This window comes from Hoeflea prorocentri (genome assembly GCF_027944115.1).
Taxonomy (GTDB): domain Bacteria; phylum Pseudomonadota; class Alphaproteobacteria; order Rhizobiales; family Rhizobiaceae; genus Hoeflea_A; species Hoeflea_A prorocentri.
In genome coordinates, this window is sequence record NZ_JAPJZI010000001.1 from 3,923,537 (window position 1) to 3,940,999 (window position 17,463).

Consider the following 17,463-nt stretch of genomic DNA (forward strand, 5'->3'; position numbering starts at 1 on the left):
CGCCGCTAACCGCGATCAGGCTTGCCGCTGTCGGCAATCATCGTGTTTTCGGCATCATAGGCGGCGACAATGCGCGCCACGAGCGGATGGCGCACTACATCGGTGTCGCGGAAACGCACTGTCACAACACCTTCTACGCCCTTGAGAATATGAAGTGCTTCCACCAGTCCGGACTTCACGCCGCGCGGCAGATCAATCTGGCTCGGATCGCCCGTCACGATCATGCGGGCATTCTCGCCCAGCCGCGTCAGGAACATCTTCATCTGCATTGACGTCGTGTTCTGCGCTTCATCGAGGATAACGGCGGCATTGGAAAGCGTGCGACCGCGCATGAATGCCAGAGGCGCAATCTCAATAACACCGGCTGTAATCGCACGCTCGACCTTCTCGCCCGGGATCATGTCGTAAAGTGCGTCGTAGAGGGGGCGGAGATAGGGATCGACCTTCTCCTTCATGTCGCCCGGCAGATAGCCGAGGCGCTCACCGGCCTCGACGGCCGGACGCGACAGGATGATCTTTTCTATCAGACCACGCTCAAGAAGCTGCGCGGCATGGGCCACGGCCAGGTAGGTCTTGCCGGTTCCGGCGGGACCGATGCCGAACAGTAGCTCGGCGCGGTCCATGGCCCGGATATAGGCATCCTGATTGGGCGTCCGCGCGACTATGGTCTTTTTCCGGGTCGCGACCTGGGCAAAGGCCATCTTGCCCTTCTTCTCCATGGTCGGGAGGGTTAGCTGGTCGTCGGCGGCAACCGACATGCGTATCGCGCCCTCGACATCGGAGGTCTGCACCTCTTCACCGTCCTGAAGCCGCTCATAGAGATAGTCGAGCGCGCGGCGGGCCTGGTTTATGGCCGACGCCTCGCCCTGTATCGATACCTGGTTGCCCCGCGCGCGCGCATCAACGCCCAGTTTCTGCTCGATCAGAGCAAGATTCTGGTCAAACTGACCAAACAACTCGCTGGCAAGACGATTGTTTTCAAAGGTCAGCACGATATGCGTCGTATCGGACGCACCGGCCCTGGACCCTGCCGTCTTTTTCCTGATCGTCTCGGCTTTGTTCAAACGGTCACACTCCCGATGTCGGCCCGCAGCGGTTCGGCAAACAACGAGTTCGCCCCGGCCTGCGTGATTCTCACCCGTATAATTTCACCGATTTGCGACGAATTTGCATCAACTATCACCGGCTGAAGCCACGGGGAGCGACCGATCAGCTGTCCGGGAAGCTTTCCGGGCTTTTCCAGCAGCAGATCGATCTCGGTTCCGACACAGCTTTGGGCAAAGTCGGTTTGCTGCTTTCGAAGCAACGCCTGCAGCCGTTCCAGCCGCTGCGATTTAACGTCCTCAGCGACCTGATCCTCGCGTTCGGCGCCCGGCGTTCCGGGCCTCGGCGAGTATTTGAAGGAAAAGGCCTGCGCGTAGCGTACGGTTTCGATCAGGCGCAGCGTGTCTTCGAAATCGGCATCGCTCTCGCCCGGAAAACCAACGATGAAATCTCCCGAGAGCGCGATGTCCGGGCGGGCACTGCGAATTCTTTCCACAAGGCGCAGATAATCGTCAGCTGTATGCCGCCGGTTCATGGCCTTCAGCACCGCATCGGACCCGGCCTGAACGGGCAGATGAAGATAGGGCATCAGCTTGCCGAGATCGCGATGGGCCCCGATGAGCGCATCGTCCATGTCGCGCGGATGGCTGGTTGTGTAACGCAACCGCTCCAGGCCGTCGATCTCCGCCAGCCGGCGCAGCAGCTCGCCAAGCCCCCATTCGCGGTTGTCCGGCCCCTCGCCGTGCCATGCATTGACGTTTTGACCAAGCAGGGTGATTTCACGCACACCTGCCTCGACCAGCCCCTGCGCCTCGGCAACAATCTGCTCAACCGGGCGGGAAACCTCGGAGCCGCGCGTATAGGGCACCACGCAGAATGTGCAGAACTTGTCGCACCCTTCCTGTACGGTCAAAAAGGCGGTGACGCCACGCGAGGCGATGACCTTCTTTTCCGCTTGCGGCAGGTGATCGAACTTGTCCTCGATCGCATATTCGGTTTCGACGACCTTCTCGCCGCCCCGCGCCCGGGCGACAGCCTGCGGCAACAGGTGGTAGGTCTGCGGCCCGATGACCAGATCGACAATCGGCGCGCGACGGATGATCTCCTGGCCTTCGGCCTGTGCGACACAGCCGGCCACGCCGACCATCATGTCACGGCCCTGCTCGGCCCGCGCCTGTTTAAGCTGACGGATACGCCCCAACTCGGAATAGACCTTTTCAGCGGCCTTTTCACGAATGTGGCATGTGTTGAGCAATAACAGGTCGGCGTCTTCGGGTTTGTCGGTCGTCTGATAGCCGTCACGGGCCAGCGCGTCGGCCATGCGGTCCGAATCGTAGACATTCATCTGGCAGCCATAGGTCTTCACGAAGACCTTGCGCATATTTTCGCCCGGGCTCTGCTGTTCCGTTTCAGACATCTTTGTCAGTGTCTCGGTCTGCATATGTGTTTTCCAAATGGGTTCTATGGCCGCCAATACCGCTTTATTGCCGGATTATATAGTGTTCCCGACAGCCAATCGCGGCTGTTTGCGGCAGAGTCAAGCCAAAACCATGATCGCTACTGAAGGGTCTGGTCATTCCGATTGGGACGGAAGCAGTTCGGATGACGGCATATCAACACCGTAAAGCTGGTGTTGATGCATCGCCCGGACCTGCCGTTCGATGTCGCGCGTTACACGTTTGCGATTGCTGTTTTCGTCATAGCGAACCGGCTCACCGAAACACACATGTACGTCCAGCGCTCCCTCCTTAAGGATGCCCATCAGGTGCGGCGGCAACTCGGTATCACCCGGCCAGGCTGCCAGCGGGCGGCCGTAGCGGCCGAGCGGCACGCCATTGGCGTGGGTATAGGCGATCGCCACGGGCTGGATTGAGACGCTGCCGGTGGGCGAGGCCCCCAATGCGGACGCTGCCGCTCCGAAAAGGGAACTTTTGAAATCGAGGATGCGGTTGCCGTCCGATGTGGTGCCCTCGGCAAAGAGGACGACGATTTCGCCGTCAGCCAGCCTCTTGGCGACCTCACTGACCTGTTCACCGGTCTGACGCCGCCTTTCGCGCTCAATGAAGACTGTCCGCTGCCAGCGGGCAAGCCAGCCGAAGACCGGCCAGCTGCGCACCTCGGATTTGGCGATGAAGACCACATCGGCCACGCAGGATAGCACAATGATGTCTTTCCAACTGCTGTGGTTGGCGGCAATCATCAACGGCCTGTGTGTATCAAGTGCGCCATGGGTGATGATGCGCAGACCAAGCAGACGGGCCGCAACCCGGTGCCACCGGCGCGGCAGGTACCAGGAGAGCTTCCAGCCAAAACGGTTCGACGTGAGCTGCACGGGCAACAAAAGCAGCGTCCACAGGACGATCAGCACCAACACGGCGACGATGCGAATCCATGCGATCACCGGCGCGGCCTCATTTCACCGAGGCGATTGTCCGCACGATGGGCAATCATGTCAGTCCTCTGTCTTGGCGAGCGGAACTCCGTAGAGCTCAAGGCGATGGTCCACCAGCTTGAAGCCGTGTTCGCGGGCGATCTTTTCCTGCAGGGCCTCTATCTCGGCGGACTGGAACTCAACCACCTTGCCGGTCTTGAGATCAATCAGATGATCATGATGTTCGTCCGGAACCGTCTCGTATCGCGAGCGGCCGTCACGAAAATCGTGGCGTTCTATGATACCGGCATCCTCAAAGAGCTTTACCGTCCGGTAAACAGTCGAAATCGATATGTTCGGATCGACATCGGCCGACCGCCGGTACAGTTCTTCGACATCCGGGTGGTCTGCCGCCCCCTCGAGCACCCGCGCAATAACCCGCCTTTGTTCGGTCATGCGCATGCCGCGCTCGACGCACAATTGCTCAAGGGACTTTACCTGATCTGTCACGCGCAACCTCACAGCCGCCACATTGCAAATTCAGGGACTGGCCTACCCAAGATCGAGCCGCATGACAAGCGCCGCCGTCCTTGCTCCTCCACCCTCGTCGTAATAAGCCGCACGTTCCGCCACCTTGGTAAAGCCGATCCTGCGGTAGAGCGACAACGCCGCCTCGTTGCCTTCATCAACCTCCAGGAAAAGGCATTCGGCGCCCTCGGAGCGAAGGTGACGCAAAACGGCGCCCATAAGACGCCAGCCTATGCCGCTTCTTCTGTTTTTCGGCCTGACGGCGAGAGTCAGGATCTCCGCCTCGCCTTCAACAAGGCGCGCCAGAACAAAGCCGCCCGATGCCTGCCACTTGCCCGGGCGCCGAGCGACAAATCCGAAAACCGGTTCCTGAACCAGCAGCGCCTCGATCTCTCCATCGGTCCATGGCCGCGAAAAGCCTTCCGAATGACGTATCGACGCCTCGGCGCAATCGGCCGGCGTCATCGGCACGATCTCGAACTCCTCGCTCCATCCAAACAGGGACGATGCGCTCACGGATGCGCCTCCTGCCGGCTGACGGCAAATCCTGTCTGCGGCTTGGCGTCGGCAGCGCGAAGGTAAAGCGGCCTTGGCGCCGCGTCCGGCTGGCTCGCGCCGGCGGTAAGCCTGGCGATTGCGCCGATATCGGCGCTCGCCTCAGCAGACAATACGCCAAGTGTGCCTTTTTCCGCGATCACGAGAGGGGCGCCGGAGCCCAGAAGCATCGCACCGGCCTCTGCGGCCAATTGTGCGGCTTCGGAAGGCAGCATCGCGGCGGCTTCACCGACGGGGTGGCCGGCTCCATCGAAGAGTTGCGTATAAACCTCGCCGCGGCGAGCGTCGAGGACTGCCAGCACCGGGCTGCCGGGCCGCGCCGAAAAGACAAGCGCCTCGAACACGCTTACACCCGCCAGCGGTATGCCGAGGGCCAGCGAAAGACCACGCATTGCCGATACGCCGACACGCAGACCGGTAAAGGAACCGGGGCCGATGCACACGCCAAGGCGCTCAAGATCTCCGTAGGAGACCTTTGCGTCGTTCATTGCCCGCGCAATGACGGGAAAAAGCCGCTCCGCATGGCCGCGCCCTATGTGCTCGACCGAGCGGCCAAGCTCGCCGCGTTCGGACGAATCGCAGATGCATGCCGCACAATCGCCGGCAGATGTATCAACCGCGAGCGTGATCATGGGCTTCAAGTGCATTCGATAAAATGGCGTTGAACTCGTCCGCATGTGTCAAAAACGGCGCATGGCCGGCACCGGCAATCACATGGACCCCGTCAGTGCAGCCCGGAATATGCTCGGCCATGAAGGTGCTGGCGCCTGGTTTGCAGACCAGGTCCCTGTCACCGCTGACAATCGTCGTCGGCAGCGTGATGTGCGGCAGGAGGCCGATTTGCGAGCGCTCGTCGGTCGTCACGTAGTCATTGATCGTGACATCCTGGCGCGCCCTTGCCGCAAGGTCGGAGATATACGCCGCAACGGCTTCATCTTCCGGTGCGATACGGGGTCCAAACCCCCGAGCTGTCGCTTCGAAATTGGTCTCAAGCGCATGTCTGGTCTTCGGTGTACTTCCAGGGTCCTGGCCGTAGGGGAAATGCTCATCCGACAGTCTTTGAGGAATGGTGTCGATCAGCACAAGACGCGAAACCACGCCCGGATAGCGGGTCACGAAAACCTGGGTGATGCAGCCGCCCATCGACCAGCCGAGCAGCGTGATGTCCTTCAGGGAAAGCTCTTCAATCAGGGTGTTGAGATCGTCGCAATGATCTTCGAAACTGATATCCGGGGACCGGGCCGTTGAGCGTCCATGACCGCGCAGGTCAGGGCAGACGCAACGGTATCGGTCGCGGAAAACGGCAACCTGCTTGTCCCAGACCGTTCCGTCCATCATGGTGCCGTGAATAAAAAGCAGAGCAGGCAGATCGCCGCCGGAATCGGCCACGAATATCTGTTCCCCACCTATTTCATGCATCGTTTCGGGCATCCGCTCGTCGCCCCCGGGCAGATCCATCACATTATTCGTCGTCTAAAAAATCGTCAGCCGCTGTCAGACGGCTTCAACTTCCTGAACTTCGGGAATGAAATGGCGCAAAAGGTTCTGAATGCCGTGCTTCAGCGTTGCCGTCGACGAAGGACATCCGGCGCAGGCGCCCTTCATATGCAGGAACACACGTCCTTCCTTATAGCCCTTGAAGGTAATGTCGCCGCCGTCCTGTGCAACGGCCGGACGCACGCGTGTTTCCAGAAGCTCCTTGATGGTCGCGACAATCGATTCATCGGCCTCGTCATAGAACTCGCCTTCGTCTTCCAGATCGGACCCGGCTTCACTGTTCATGACAGGCTGGCCCGACATGAAGTGCTCCATGATCGCACCGAGGATCGCCGGCTTGAGGTGCTGCCAATCAGCGTCGTCCTTGGTCACCGTGATGAAGTCGTAACCAAAGAACACGCCGGTCACGCCATGTACGGTGAACAGCCGAGCGGCAAGCGGCGATGCTTCGGCTGCGCTGTCGGGATCGCGGAAATCGGCCGAACCGCCTTCGTAAACCACCTTTCCAGGCAGGAATTTCAGTGTCGCCGGATTGGGCGTGGCTTCTGTTTGTATGAACATTGGCTGTACTCCTGGGCCAAAAGGGCGATTCGCGCCGGCCCGCCTGAATTATGGCTGAAAAATAAGGCACATGGCATGCGACTTCAAGAAGATGCGGATGGCTTGGGTCTTTCGCCGGTCAGTTTTAACTGAGTGCTTCGATGTCCTCGTCACTGAGCGCATCCGGAATCACGGTGACCGGGATCGGGAAGGCAGCACCGCGCCCGGCAATTGAGGCGACCAGCGGCCCCGGCCCGTCCTTGGCCGACCCGGCGGCAAGGACAAGGATCGCAATATCCTGGTCTTCTTCGATCAGCGAATGAATCTCATCGACCGTCTTGCCCATGCGGATCTGCTGTTCCGGCTCGATACCGGCATTTTCCCGCACCTGCGCGGCAAAACGCTCCAGGGTCGCGCTGCCTTCTTCCTGCTGTTCGGCCTTCATGATCTCCTCGACGCCGAGCCAGTGCTGAAAGTCACCCGGCTCGATGACGTAGATCAGGACGAGGACGCCATTGGTGCGCTTGGCACGGCTGGCGGCATAGTGAACCGCCCGCTCACATTCTGGCGTGTCATCGATCACGGCAAGAAACTTGCGCCGGTGACCTTCTTCCCTTGATAGTCGCTTCGATACCATGGCGCGGAGTTTGCCACCGGCCCAGCGCCGCGGCAAGCGTTAGTTTCCTGCGGTCCCCAATGCGAAATGGCTATACCCTAGCGCAGCAGGCCGATGATGTCCTTGACATCCTTCATGGTTTGACCGGCTATCTCTGCTGCCCGCTCACCACCATCACGCAACACGTCGTCGATGTGGTCCGGGCTTTCCAGAAGACGCCGCATCTCGTCATTAATCGGCGACATGACGCTGACGGCAAGCTCCGTCAAGGCCGGTTTGAAGGCCGAAAACTGCTGCCCGGCAAACTCCGAAATCACCGCTTCGCGGGTCGTATCGGAGAGAGCGGCATAGATACCGACGAGGTTATCGGCTTCCGCCCGTCCTTCCAGGCCCTCGACATCGCCCGGAAGCGGTTCGGGGTCCGTCTTGGCCTTGCGGATTTTCTTGGCAATCGTATCGGCATCGTCCGTCAGATTGATCCGCGACAGGTCCGACACATCCGATTTCGACATTTTCTTGGTGCCGTCGCGCAGGCTCATCACCCGCGGAGCCGGCCCACCGATCAGCGGTTCGGTGAGCGGGAAATAGCCGTTTACCCGTTCCTCGCCGACAAGCATATCGACGCCGAGACCGGTTTCGGCAATGCGCTGCGAAAAGTCGATATTGAACTTCTGTGCAATGTCACGCGTCAGTTCCAGATGCTGTTTCTGATCGTCACCGACGGGCACGTGGGTCGCCCGGTAAACCAGGATATCGGCCGCCATGAGGCTCGGATAGGCCAGCAGGCCAAGCGAGGCGTTCTCGCGATCCTTGCCGGCCTTGTCCTTGAACTGGGTCATCCGGTTCATCCAGCCGATGCGCGCCACACAATTGAAAATCCAGGCGAGCTCGGCATGCCCGGACACCCGGCTCTGGTTGAAGACGATGTGAGCCTTCGGGTCGATCCCGGAAGCAAGGAACGCAGCGGTGATGGCGCGCGTGTGACCGGCAAGATCGTCATGGACAAGTTGCGCGGTTATGGCGTGAAGATCGACAACGCAATAAATGCAGTCGTGGCTTTCCTGAAGGGCGACAAACTTGCGGATCGCGCCCAGATAATTGCCCAGGTGCAAATTACCGGTGGGCTGCACCCCGGAAAAGACCAGCGGCTTGAACTCGGACATGGAACTTCCTGAAAATCGTGTTCGGGATCGGATATCGCGGCGGGTTATGCACGCACGCAACGCGCTTATCAAGGGAATTCAGTCGACCGGCTGCAGCAGGTCCCAGCGGTTGCCGAACGGATCGAGGAAAACAGCGACGGTTCCGTAGGGCTCGGTCCTGGGCTCTTCGAGGAAAACGACCCCGTTTTTCAACATCCGCGCGTGGTCCGCCTGGAAGTCGCCGGTGGAAAGGAAAAAGGACACCCGCCCGCCCGCCTGATCGCCGATGCGGGCGGCCTGTCTCGCATTGGCGGGCTCGGCAATACGCAGGGCCGTCCCGGAGCCGTCGCTCGGCCGCACAAGCACCCAACGTTTGCCGTCGGGCATCCGGTTGTCATCGATCAGATCGAAGTTCAGAACGCCGACAAAAAAGGCCAGCGCCTCCTCGTAGGACGGAACGATAAGGGTGACGTAAGCAATCGACGGCACGGTCTTCGCCTCACACACGCCTGCGCGACACAAGCGAGAGCAGTTGAGCCCTGTCCATTGCGCCGGTCAGCAGTACAATGGCGAAGTAAACCAGAACGCCGCCGGCGATCAGAATCAGCATCAGGCCAAGGCGCATCAGGAACGACCCATCCATCACAGCCGGGCCGATCACCAGCAGCGCGAGATACAGAGCCAGTCCCATGAGCGCGCTGGCGACGATAACCAGCACAACGCGGCGCAGCGTCAGCCGGGTCGGCATGAACTGGCCTTCCTTGTAAAGCAACCCGCCAAGCAGGATGACATTCACCCAGCCGGCGGCGGATGTTGCAATGGCGACCCCCTTGACCCCGACAATCGGAAAAAGGATCAGGCTGCCTGCCACGTTAACAGCCGCGTTGACACCGGCAAACCACATGGGGGAGCGCATGTCCTCGCGCGCATAGAAGGATGGTGTAAAGATCTTGTTGAGCACAAAGGCCGGAAGTCCGGCCGCAAACGCCGCCAGAACGGCTGCGGTGACCATCGTCGTCTCACGGGTGAATTCCCCGCGCTCGAACAAAAGCGCGACGACCGGCGCCGGAATGATCGCAAAAGCGACGGCGGCGGGTACCGTCAACCCCAGACCGAATTCCAAGCTGCTGTTCTGCAACTGGTTGACGGCGGGTGCGTTGCCTTCCTTGAGCGCCCGGGACAGTTCCGGCAGCAGGACAACGCCGATCGCGATCCCAATGACCCCCAGTGGAAGCTGAATGATGCGGTCGGCATAGTTGACCATCGATATCGCGCCGTCCTGTCCGGAGATAATGATCTGACCGATCAAGAGATTGAGCTGCGTGATACCGCCGGTGATCGCCGCAGGAAGCGCCAGCCACAGGAGCCGGCGGACGGGCGGCGTCAGGCGCGGGGTGCCGATCCGGACATGGAAACCGGCGCGGCGCACGCCATAGACCAGAAGACCAAGCTGCAACAGGCCGGACAACATGACGCCAGAGGCCATGGAAATGCCGATGGTCCTTGGATCGGCATTCAGACGCACCGCCAGAACGAGCACGGCCACCAGCACCACATTAAGCAGCACGGGGCTGATCGCGGCCAGAAAATACTTCCGATAGGAGTTGAGGATGCCTGACAGCATCGCCACCAGGGACATGGCGGCGAGATAGGGGAACATGATCCGGGTCAGGAGTACCGTCAGATCGAATTTTTCCGGGATCTCGGCAAATTTGGGTGCGATCACCGTGCCGACGAGGAAAGGCATGAAAATCATCGCAAGCGCCGACAGGGCAATGAGGACAAAAAGCAGAACCGACAGGACCTGACGGGCAAAAAGCTCCGCCGCCTTTTCGCCGCCGCCTTCCAGCTCCTTGGCAAAAAGCGGAATGAACGCGGCGTTAAACGCGCCTTCGGCAAAAAGACGTCTGAAAAGGTTCGGGAAGCGGAAGGCGGCGTAAAACGCATCGGAAACCGGCCCGGCACCGAGAACAAAGGCGATCAGCGCCTCGCGGACAAACCCCAGCACCCGGCTTGCCATGGTCGCGGAGCCCACGCTGGCGAATTTGCGCAGCAGGCTCATTGCTGGCCGACCCGCCTGCCCTTTTCCCTCGGCGGGGCGATCATTCCCTGGGGCATTTTCTGGCGTACTTCTTCTTCGATACCGGCGAGGACCGCCTTGAGACGCGCAATGATGTTTGCGTGACGGTTCTCATTGGTGATTTTGTGGCCGAAAAGATCGGTCACGTAAAACGTATCGATGACCTTCTCCCCGAAGGTCGTGATGTGCGCCGAGGCGATATCGAGCGAGAGATCGGAGAGGATTTCTGTGATCTCGGACAGGAGCCCGGTGCGGTCCAGGCCTTCCAGCTCGATTACGGTAAAATAGTTGGACAGGTTGTTGTTGACGCTGACCTTGGGTGTCACGGTAAACGGTTTGGTCTTGCGGCGATGACGCGTCTTGTGGGCGATCACCTCGGGCAGATGCTTCTGTCCGGCCAGTACTGCCTCAATCATCGCGCCGATGCGTTCGGCCCGACGCAGTTCATCTTCATCCTCGCTGAACTCACGATTGATCATGATCGTGTCCAGCGCACGTCCGTCCGATGTGGTGTAAACCTGCGCGTCGGCGATATTGGCCCCGGCCGCCGCACAGGCCCCGGTCACGATGGACAGAAGCCGCGGATGATCGGGCGCCAGGACCGTGATCTCCGTTATGGCGTGGAAAGAATGTGTGCGCACCATCGTGGCCAGCGGTTTGCCGGCCTCGCGTGTCCGGCGGATGAATTCCGCATGCCTCACCTGATCTTCAAGCTGCACGGTCAAGAGGTAAGGCAGATAGTGCAGGTTAAGGTAGTTCTCGCGCTCGGCTTCAGGCCAGTCGGCAAGCGCATCGCCAAGAAGCGCGCGGGCCTCTTGCGCCCTTTCCTTGCCCGACACGGCGGAAAAACCGCCTGAAAGCATCAGCTCGGTCTCTCCGTAAAGCGTTCGCAGCAGCTGACCCTTCCAGCCATTCCACACGCCCGGGCCCACGGCCCTGATATCGCAAATGGTCAGGACAAGAAGCAGCCGCAACCGGTCCAGCGACTGAACAACCTCGGCAAAATCCTCGATGGTCTTGCGATCGTGCAAATCGCGCGACTGCGCAATCATTGACATGGTCAGATGTTCGCTCACCAGCCAGGCAACCGTGTCCGTCTGTTCCGGCGTGAGGCCGAGGCGCGGACACAATTTGCGCGCCACCCTGGCGCCGGCAACGGAATGGTCCTCCGGACGACCCTTGGCGATATCGTGCAGCAAAAGGGCGACATAGAGCACTTCCCGCTCCTTGATGTCGGGAAGGATGCTGGCGGTCAACGGATGGGCGTCGTCCTCGGTGCCCTTCTCGATGCTGGAAAAAACATCGACGGCTCGTAGCAGATGTTCGTCCACCGTGTAGTGGTGATACATGTTGAACTGCATCATGGAAACGATGCGGCCGAATTCCGGGATGAACCGCCCGAGGACACCGGCCTCGTTCATGCGCGTCAGGATCAGCGTCGGACGGCGTGGCGATGTCAGGATCGACAGGAAGAGCCGGTTGGCTTCCTCGTCTTCACGTACCTTCGCATTGATCAGCGAAAGGGAGCGCTTTGCAAGCTTCAGCGCATCGGGATGAAACATCAGGTCATGGATATCGGCCAGATGGAACAGGCGGATCAGGTTGACCGGATCACGCTTGAAGATCTCCTCGTCCACGACCGTGATACGGCCATTGTCCTGAAGAAAGTCCAATGTGCCCGGGATCTTGCGGCGGCGATGCGCAAGCCGTCGGAACACGCGCGACAAGCCGGGCGTTTCCTTGGCTTCCTCATCCTCCAGCGCGGCGCACAGGATGCGCGTTAAGTCGCCGACATCCTTGGCGACAAGAAAATAGTGTTTCATGAAACGCTCGACCGACGACAGGCCGGGATGATCGTGATAGCCGAGATCGGCCGCGATTTCCCGCTGTATGTCGAAGGACAGGCGCTCCTCGGCCTTGCCGGTGAGAAAATGCATGTGGCACCGCACGGCCCAGAGAAAATCCTCCGACTTTTCGAACAGTTTCGCCTCGCGTCGGGAGAGCACGCCGCGTTTGACAAGGTCTTTCAGGGCGCGAACGCGGTAATAGTATTTTGCCAGCCAGAACAGCGTCTGCAAATCCCTCAGACCGCCCTTGCCCTCCTTGACATTGGGTTCGACCAGATAACGCGTATCGCCGGCCTTCTGGTGACGCACATCGCGTTCGGCCAGCTTGGCGGCGATAAAGGCGCGGGCGCTGTTGCGGACGACCTCCGCGTCGAAACGCTGTTCCATCTCGTCGTAGAGGACCTTGGCGCCACAAAGAAAACGGGCATCCAGTATGGCTGTACGAATGGTCATATCGCTGTTGGAAAGGCGAATGCACTCATCGACATTTCGGGTCGCGTGCCCGACCTTGAAGCCCATGTCCCAGAGCATGTAGAGCACATATTCGACCACCTGCTCCGTCCAGGCCGTCTGTTTGTAGGGCAGGATGATCAGGATATCGATGTCGGACCCCGGCGCCAGTGTCTCCCGCCCATAGCCGCCGACCGCGGCAACCGCCATATGCTCCGACGTTGATGGGTTTTCCACGGGATAAACCCGCTCGGTCGCAAATTCGAACAGCACGCGAATGATTTCATCCTGCAGCAGAGAGAGGCGGCGGGCGCATTTCAGCCCGCTGCCGTCCTCGCGCAACATATCGGAAATGGTGTTGCGGCCATCCGCAACTGCCTTTTTGAGCAGGGCAAACAGGGCATTGCGCGTGTCCTGCGACGTAACGTCCCTGGCTTCACCGGCAATGGCGTCGCATTGCGCGCGAAGCGCTTCTGCATCGCATATCCGCTCAATTTGCAGGTCTTTCAGTGTCATGCAGGGCCGTTGCATCCAAATCCAAACGGGAAACTGTCGGCTTGCTGTAGCGCTTTTTCCGTGAAAGAACCACCGCAAATAGATTGCACAGCCTGCCTGAGGAACCTGACCATGATTACTGTTCTCGGCTCCATCAATATGGATCTGATAGCAACCGTCGACCGACTGCCGCGACCCGGCGAGACGGTTATCGGCAGCACATTTGCGACGGCGGCCGGGGGCAAGGGCGCCAACCAGGCCCTCGCAGCACAGCGAGCCGGCAGCAAAACCCGCATGACCGGAGCCGTGGGCGATGATCAGTTTGCCAAGGCCTCGCTCGGACTGCTGGCGCAAGCAGGCGTGGATCTGACGATGGTTCAGACAACCGATGGGCCGACGGGAACGGCTGTCATACTGGTGGAACATGACGGTGAAAACAGCATCGCCGTTGTTCCGGGAGCGAATGGTCACGTGAGTGCGGCGGATGCGCAGTCAGCCCTTGGCGACATGGACAAAGGCGATTACCTGCTGCTTCAACTGGAAGTCCCTGCCGAGGCAGTCAGCACGGCCCTGGCTGCGGCCCGCGAGCAGGGTGTGGTTTCGGTTCTCAATATTGCTCCGCTCACCGATGACGCTGTCGAGCTCGCTACTCTGGCCGACATCGTCATTGCCAATGAGACCGAATTTGAAAGGCTCGCCGGCAGAACGGACATCGAGCCGGCCCTTCGCGAGACACTTCTTGCCGATCTGCATGCCGCATCCGGCCAGACACTGATCGTCACGCTGGGCGCCGATGGCGTGATTGCCGCGCATGATGGTGCGCTGATCCGCACACAGGGCCTTGTGATCGATCCTGTCGATACCGTTGGAGCCGGCGACACATTTTGCGGCTATCTGGCCGCAGCGCTCGACGGGGGCGATGATTTCGAGACCGCGCTCAAAAAAGCCGCCGCCGCGGGAAGCCTTGCCTGCCTCAAACACGGCGCACAACCGGCAATCCCCTTCAAGCAGGACGTTGTTGCCGCTTTAGAGCCTTGAAAGGTGATCGGTCAGAAGCGCGAAGAAACCGTCTGCGTCGACATCGCGGATCACCAGCGCATTATGCGGCCGGTCCGTGACCTGCCACCAGTCGACCACCGTCATGCCCTCTGTCAGCGGTGATTGCGTTTCAATCTCGACATTGCAGTAACGCCCGGAAAACAGATCCGGCTGCAGCAGCCAGGCAATCACAGTCGGATCGTGCAATGGACCGCCTTCGATCCCGTATTTGCTTTCATCGTAGCGCTCGAAGAACTCCAGCAATTCAACAACGGCTTTCGATACCGGCGTTGCAAGCTTGCCGATGACATCAAGCCGGCTGCGCGTCGTCAGCACCTTATGGGTAACGTCGAGCGGCATCATGACAATGGGGATACCGGAGGCAAACACCATCTTCGCGGCTTCCGGGTCGACATAGATGTTGAATTCGGCTGCCGGCGTGACATTGCCGCCTTCGAAAAAACCGCCGCCCATCAGCACGATCTGACGGACGCGCTCGGCAATCTGGGGCGCCTGCTGAAGGGCGAGGGCAAGATTGGTCAACGGGCCGAGCGCGCATATCGTGACCTCACCGGCAGGTTCGGCCAGGAGTGTCTCGACAATGAAGTCCACACCGTGAAGCGGTTGCAACGGCATATCCGGTTCCGGTAGCTGCGGACCGTCAAGACCGGATTTGCCGTGGACATATTCGGCCGTCACGAGCGGCCGCTCCATCGGTGACTTGGCGCCGGCATAGACGCGCGTTCCAGGCTTGCGCGCCAGTTCGCAAATCTTTCTTGCGTTCTTTTCGGTCAGTGCAAGAGGCACGTTGCCGGCCACCGCCGTTATGCCCAGCACGTTGAGCCGGTCGCTTGCCAGCGCCAGCAAAATGGCCACTGCGTCGTCCTGCCCCGGATCGGTATCGATAATGATTTTAATGGGTTCGCTGATTTCGTCGGCCATAGTGTCCTCTGTTTGCACGTGACTATGCGCCCAGACCCGGGGAACCGCAATATGCTTGCGAAATCATTTTTACACCCCATATAGACGTAAAGACGGGCGCTGTAGTCAGGCCCGCCAACATGTCGCTTGAAACCAAGGACAGGATGGAAAAATGTCGCGTATGACACCTTTTTCGAGCCCGCTTCTGCTCGGCTTCGATACCATGGAAAAGACGCTGGAGCGCATTGCCAAAGGCAGCGACGGTTATCCTCCCTATAACATCGAGAGACTGCCTGCTCGCGATTCGCAAGGGGAGACCCTTCGCATCACCTTGGCTGTCGCCGGATTTTCGCAGGATGATCTGGACGTCACCGTTCAGGAAAACCAGCTCATTATCCGCGGACGCCAGGTTGATACGGAAGATCGTGAGTACCTTCATCGCGGCATCGCCGCGCGCCAGTTCCAGCGTGCCTTCATGCTGGCCGACGGTATGCGCGTGCTGACGGCCGACCTCAAGAACGGGCTGCTTGCAATCGATCTGGTCAAACCTGAACCTGAGCGCGAGACCAAACGGATCAATATTTCGGTCAGGGACTGACCCCGGCTTCGCAACCCGTTCCATCCGATGCTGCGCCCATGACGGCGCCGGCATCATCCCCGAAAGGAGGACAGGACCATGGGCTTTGAAAGAAAAATTGAAATTACCAAGGACGAGCTGGCGCATCTGGGCGCCGGAGAGGTCGGATATATCCGCAAGATCAGTTCCGACGAAGTCCAGGAACGGTTTCCGGGTGTTCCGAAAATGGAATCGGGCATCGACCTTTGGGGCCTGTTCAACGCAGACGGCACGCCGCTGTTTTTGAGCGACGACCCGTCGACCGCGTGGGGCAAGGCCGTGGAAGATGAGATCAACCCGGTCAGCGTCCACTAGGTCTTTGGACATCCGGAGGGCCGATGGCCGTTCCTCATGATGCGACAGACGACAAAACCCGCGAACGGCCGTTCGCGGGTTTTTGATTCATATGCGCTGCGTAGCTGATTCAGGCGGCGTTGGAGGCCGGTGAATCAGTCAAAAACGCATAGATAGCCGCGTCGGATTCGGTATCGCGCAGCTTGGTGACAAGTTCCCCGTCACGCAGGACGCGCGCAATACGCGACAGCGCCTTCAGATGATCAGCGCCGGCGCCTTCGGGCGCAAGCAAGAGGAAGACGAGATCAACCGGCTGATCGTCCAGAGCCTCAAAATCAACGGGCTCGGGCAGCCTTGCAAAAACGCCGACAATATCCCGTATTGTGGTCAGCTTTCCGTGCGGAATCGCAATGCCATTGCCCACGCCCGTTGAGCCGAGCCGCTCGCGCTGCAGGATCACGTCAAATATCTCGCGCTCGGACAGTCCGGTGACCTGCGCCGCCTTTGCCGACAATTCCTGTAGAAGCTGCTTTTTCGAGTTTACCTTGAGTGCAGGCAGTATTGCGTCCTGTACAATCAAATCCGCAAGTGACATCGCCAGTTCCTCGAGTGTCAAAAGTGTATTTGGCCAACAGCGCGTGGTGCCGTTGGCGATCTAAGTTGCGTCTACGACTTGATATCGGCGGTATCGATCCAGCCGATGTTTCCGTCGTTGCGACGATAAACAACGTTCACTTCGTTGTTGCCGGCATTACGAAACACAAAAACCGGATTATCGGTCATATCCAGCGCCATGACGGCGCCGGCCACCGTCATGGTCTTAATAATCTTGGAGGACTCGGCGACAATTGCCGGAGCATAATCCTCCGGAACCTCTTCTTCATCCTGCGGTCCCGAATCCATCACCCGATAGGCAACTTCCGCGCTATTGGCGTGATTTCCCGCATGATGGTCCTTCAGGCGGCGCTTGTAGCGCCGCAGCCGCTTTTCCACCCGCTCGGCCGCCGCATCGAAGCTGGCCTGAGGCTCCTGAGCCTGTCCGGTCGCCTGAAGGGAAGCGCCGGTATCGAGATGCACGAGACAGTCGGTTGAAAAACGGGAACCGGACTTCTCGACGGTTACCTGGCCCGAAAAGCCCCCGTCGAAATATTTGGTTACGGCGTCGCCTATCCGGTCTTCTATTCGCGTACGGAACGTCTCGCCGATTTCCATATGTTTGCCCGATACGCGTAAGCTCATTTTACAACCCTTTTTCCTCGATGTTGCCGCAGTCTATGCGAGTCTGTCACGCCATCCAAGCCGAACGGCGTTCAAATTGATGCTCCGGGGACGCGGCTGTGCAAAACGTCTATGCCCGTTTCACGCGCATATTTGGCTCTTCCGGCCAGTAGACGCGCGGGCTTTAAGGCCAGTTGCAGCGATTGTCAAT

The 17,463-nt window shown here is 59.6% G+C and carries 19 protein-coding genes; 3 read left to right on the forward strand and 16 right to left on the reverse strand.

The annotated features are described in order from the left end of the window. Window positions 1-5 precede the first annotated feature (5 nt). From OQ273_RS18435 to OQ273_RS18495, 13 genes are all read right to left on the reverse strand, one after another. On the reverse strand, window positions 6-1,064 hold the full coding sequence (locus OQ273_RS18435; RefSeq protein ID WP_267992219.1) for a PhoH family protein: 1,059 nt from the start codon (window positions 1,062-1,064) through the stop codon (window positions 6-8). Beyond that, the gene (gene miaB, locus OQ273_RS18440) at window positions 1,061-2,461 is read right to left on the reverse strand and encodes a tRNA (N6-isopentenyl adenosine(37)-C2)-methylthiotransferase MiaB (RefSeq protein ID WP_267993143.1); all 1,401 of its coding nucleotides are present in this window, start codon (window positions 2,459-2,461) and stop codon (window positions 1,061-1,063) included. The genes OQ273_RS18435 and miaB overlap by 4 nt, the downstream gene beginning before the upstream one ends. Window positions 2,462-2,617: 156 nt before the next feature. Continuing rightward, window positions 2,618-3,445, reverse strand: a complete 828-nt coding sequence (gene olsA / locus OQ273_RS18445; RefSeq protein ID WP_267992221.1) for a lyso-ornithine lipid O-acyltransferase — start codon at window positions 3,443-3,445, stop codon at window positions 2,618-2,620. 51 nt (window positions 3,446-3,496) lie between these two features. After that, the gene (locus OQ273_RS18450) at window positions 3,497-3,925 is read right to left on the reverse strand and encodes a Fur family transcriptional regulator (RefSeq protein WP_267992222.1); all 429 of its coding nucleotides are present in this window, start codon (window positions 3,923-3,925) and stop codon (window positions 3,497-3,499) included. 42 nt (window positions 3,926-3,967) lie between these two features. Further along, window positions 3,968-4,459: a GNAT family N-acetyltransferase gene (locus tag OQ273_RS18455; RefSeq protein WP_425493392.1), complete on the reverse strand. Its 492-nt coding sequence runs from the start codon at window positions 4,457-4,459 to the stop codon at window positions 3,968-3,970. After that, the gene (gene tsaB, locus OQ273_RS18460; RefSeq protein ID WP_267992224.1) at window positions 4,456-5,130 is read right to left on the reverse strand and encodes a tRNA (adenosine(37)-N6)-threonylcarbamoyltransferase complex dimerization subunit type 1 TsaB; all 675 of its coding nucleotides are present in this window, start codon (window positions 5,128-5,130) and stop codon (window positions 4,456-4,458) included. The genes OQ273_RS18455 and tsaB overlap by 4 nt, the downstream gene beginning before the upstream one ends. Then, entirely contained in the window at window positions 5,111-5,956 is an 846-nt protein-coding gene (locus OQ273_RS18465) for an alpha/beta fold hydrolase (RefSeq protein ID WP_267992226.1), read from the reverse strand. Before OQ273_RS18465 ends, tsaB begins: the two co-directional genes overlap by 20 nt. 36 nt (window positions 5,957-5,992) lie before the next feature. Next, a complete protein-coding gene (locus tag OQ273_RS18470) occupies window positions 5,993-6,556 on the reverse strand; it encodes a NifU family protein (protein WP_267992228.1) in 564 nt (187 codons plus the stop codon). Between the two features lie 124 nt (window positions 6,557-6,680). Then, window positions 6,681-7,172, reverse strand: a complete 492-nt coding sequence (locus OQ273_RS18475) for a universal stress protein (RefSeq protein ID WP_267993145.1) — start codon at window positions 7,170-7,172, stop codon at window positions 6,681-6,683. Between the two features lie 77 nt (window positions 7,173-7,249). Then, window positions 7,250-8,314, reverse strand: coding sequence for a tryptophan--tRNA ligase (gene trpS / locus OQ273_RS18480; RefSeq protein WP_267992230.1), 1,065 nt, complete (start codon window positions 8,312-8,314; stop codon window positions 7,250-7,252). A 78-nt stretch (window positions 8,315-8,392) separates the two neighbouring features. Continuing rightward, window positions 8,393-8,782: a VOC family protein gene (locus tag OQ273_RS18485; RefSeq protein WP_267992232.1), complete on the reverse strand. Its 390-nt coding sequence runs from the start codon at window positions 8,780-8,782 to the stop codon at window positions 8,393-8,395. Between the two features lie 10 nt (window positions 8,783-8,792). Then, on the reverse strand, window positions 8,793-10,355 hold the full coding sequence (murJ, locus tag OQ273_RS18490) for a murein biosynthesis integral membrane protein MurJ (RefSeq protein WP_267992234.1): 1,563 nt from the start codon (window positions 10,353-10,355) through the stop codon (window positions 8,793-8,795). Further along, complete coding sequence (locus OQ273_RS18495; RefSeq protein WP_333781696.1) at window positions 10,352-13,186, reverse strand: [protein-PII] uridylyltransferase; 2,835 nt, start codon at window positions 13,184-13,186, stop codon at window positions 10,352-10,354. The genes murJ and OQ273_RS18495 overlap by 4 nt, the downstream gene beginning before the upstream one ends. Before the next feature lie 111 nt (window positions 13,187-13,297). Between OQ273_RS18495 and OQ273_RS18500 the strand changes: the two genes are divergently transcribed. Next, the gene (locus OQ273_RS18500; protein WP_267992236.1) at window positions 13,298-14,203 is read left to right on the forward strand and encodes a ribokinase; all 906 of its coding nucleotides are present in this window, start codon (window positions 13,298-13,300) and stop codon (window positions 14,201-14,203) included. Here OQ273_RS18500 and OQ273_RS18505 read toward each other — a convergent pair. Continuing rightward, window positions 14,192-15,145: a nucleoside hydrolase gene (locus OQ273_RS18505; RefSeq protein WP_276562337.1), complete on the reverse strand. Its 954-nt coding sequence runs from the start codon at window positions 15,143-15,145 to the stop codon at window positions 14,192-14,194. The two genes, OQ273_RS18500 and OQ273_RS18505, sit on opposite strands and share 12 nt — an antisense overlap. Before the next feature lie 151 nt (window positions 15,146-15,296). On the opposite strand from OQ273_RS18505, the gene OQ273_RS18510 reads away from it, so the two are divergent. After that, window positions 15,297-15,722 carry an Hsp20 family protein gene (locus tag OQ273_RS18510; RefSeq protein ID WP_267992241.1) on the forward strand — a complete coding sequence of 142 codons (426 nt, stop codon included), beginning with the start codon at window positions 15,297-15,299 and terminating at the stop codon, window positions 15,720-15,722. Window positions 15,723-15,800: 78 nt separating this feature from the next. After that, window positions 15,801-16,055 (forward strand): BQ00720 family protein, encoded by a 255-nt coding sequence (locus tag OQ273_RS18515; RefSeq protein ID WP_267992243.1) that lies wholly within the window; start codon window positions 15,801-15,803, stop codon window positions 16,053-16,055. Window positions 16,056-16,164: 109 nt separating this feature from the next. Here OQ273_RS18515 and ptsN read toward each other — a convergent pair whose 3' ends face one another. Together ptsN and hpf are read right to left on the reverse strand one after the other, a co-directional pair. After that, the gene (gene ptsN / locus OQ273_RS18520; protein ID WP_267992245.1) at window positions 16,165-16,629 is read right to left on the reverse strand and encodes a PTS IIA-like nitrogen regulatory protein PtsN; all 465 of its coding nucleotides are present in this window, start codon (window positions 16,627-16,629) and stop codon (window positions 16,165-16,167) included. Window positions 16,630-16,700: 71 nt separating this feature from the next. Then, a complete protein-coding gene (gene hpf / locus OQ273_RS18525) occupies window positions 16,701-17,273 on the reverse strand; it encodes a ribosome hibernation-promoting factor, HPF/YfiA family (RefSeq protein ID WP_267992247.1) in 573 nt (190 codons plus the stop codon). Window positions 17,274-17,463: the final 190 nt, after the last annotated feature.

Bases quoted from the DNA above. Each gene is read 5' to 3' on its own strand.
- miaB (WP_267993143.1), bottom strand. From the start codon at position 2,461: ATGTCTGAAACGGAACAGCAGAGCCCGGGCGAAAATATGCGCAAGGTC.
- tsaB (WP_267992224.1), bottom strand. From the start codon at position 5,130: ATGATCACGCTCGCGGTTGATACATCTGCCGGCGATTGTGCGGCATGC.
- OQ273_RS18465 (WP_267992226.1), bottom strand. From the start codon at position 5,956: ATGGATCTGCCCGGGGGCGACGAGCGGATGCCCGAAACGATGCATGAA.
- OQ273_RS18470 (WP_267992228.1), bottom strand. From the start codon at position 6,556: ATGTTCATACAAACAGAAGCCACGCCCAATCCGGCGACACTGAAATTC.
- OQ273_RS18475 (WP_267993145.1), bottom strand. From the start codon at position 7,172: ATGGTATCGAAGCGACTATCAAGGGAAGAAGGTCACCGGCGCAAGTTT.
- trpS (WP_267992230.1), bottom strand. From the start codon at position 8,314: ATGTCCGAGTTCAAGCCGCTGGTCTTTTCCGGGGTGCAGCCCACCGGT.
- murJ (WP_267992234.1), bottom strand. From the start codon at position 10,355: ATGAGCCTGCTGCGCAAATTCGCCAGCGTGGGCTCCGCGACCATGGCA.
- OQ273_RS18495 (WP_333781696.1), bottom strand. From the start codon at position 13,186: ATGACACTGAAAGACCTGCAAATTGAGCGGATATGCGATGCAGAAGCG.
- OQ273_RS18500 (WP_267992236.1), top strand. From the start codon at position 13,298: ATGATTACTGTTCTCGGCTCCATCAATATGGATCTGATAGCAACCGTC.
- OQ273_RS18505 (WP_276562337.1), bottom strand. From the start codon at position 15,145: ATGGCCGACGAAATCAGCGAACCCATTAAAATCATTATCGATACCGAT.
- OQ273_RS18510 (WP_267992241.1), top strand. From the start codon at position 15,297: ATGTCGCGTATGACACCTTTTTCGAGCCCGCTTCTGCTCGGCTTCGAT.
- OQ273_RS18515 (WP_267992243.1), top strand. From the start codon at position 15,801: ATGGGCTTTGAAAGAAAAATTGAAATTACCAAGGACGAGCTGGCGCAT.
- ptsN (WP_267992245.1), bottom strand. From the start codon at position 16,629: ATGTCACTTGCGGATTTGATTGTACAGGACGCAATACTGCCTGCACTC.
- hpf (WP_267992247.1), bottom strand. From the start codon at position 17,273: ATGAGCTTACGCGTATCGGGCAAACATATGGAAATCGGCGAGACGTTC.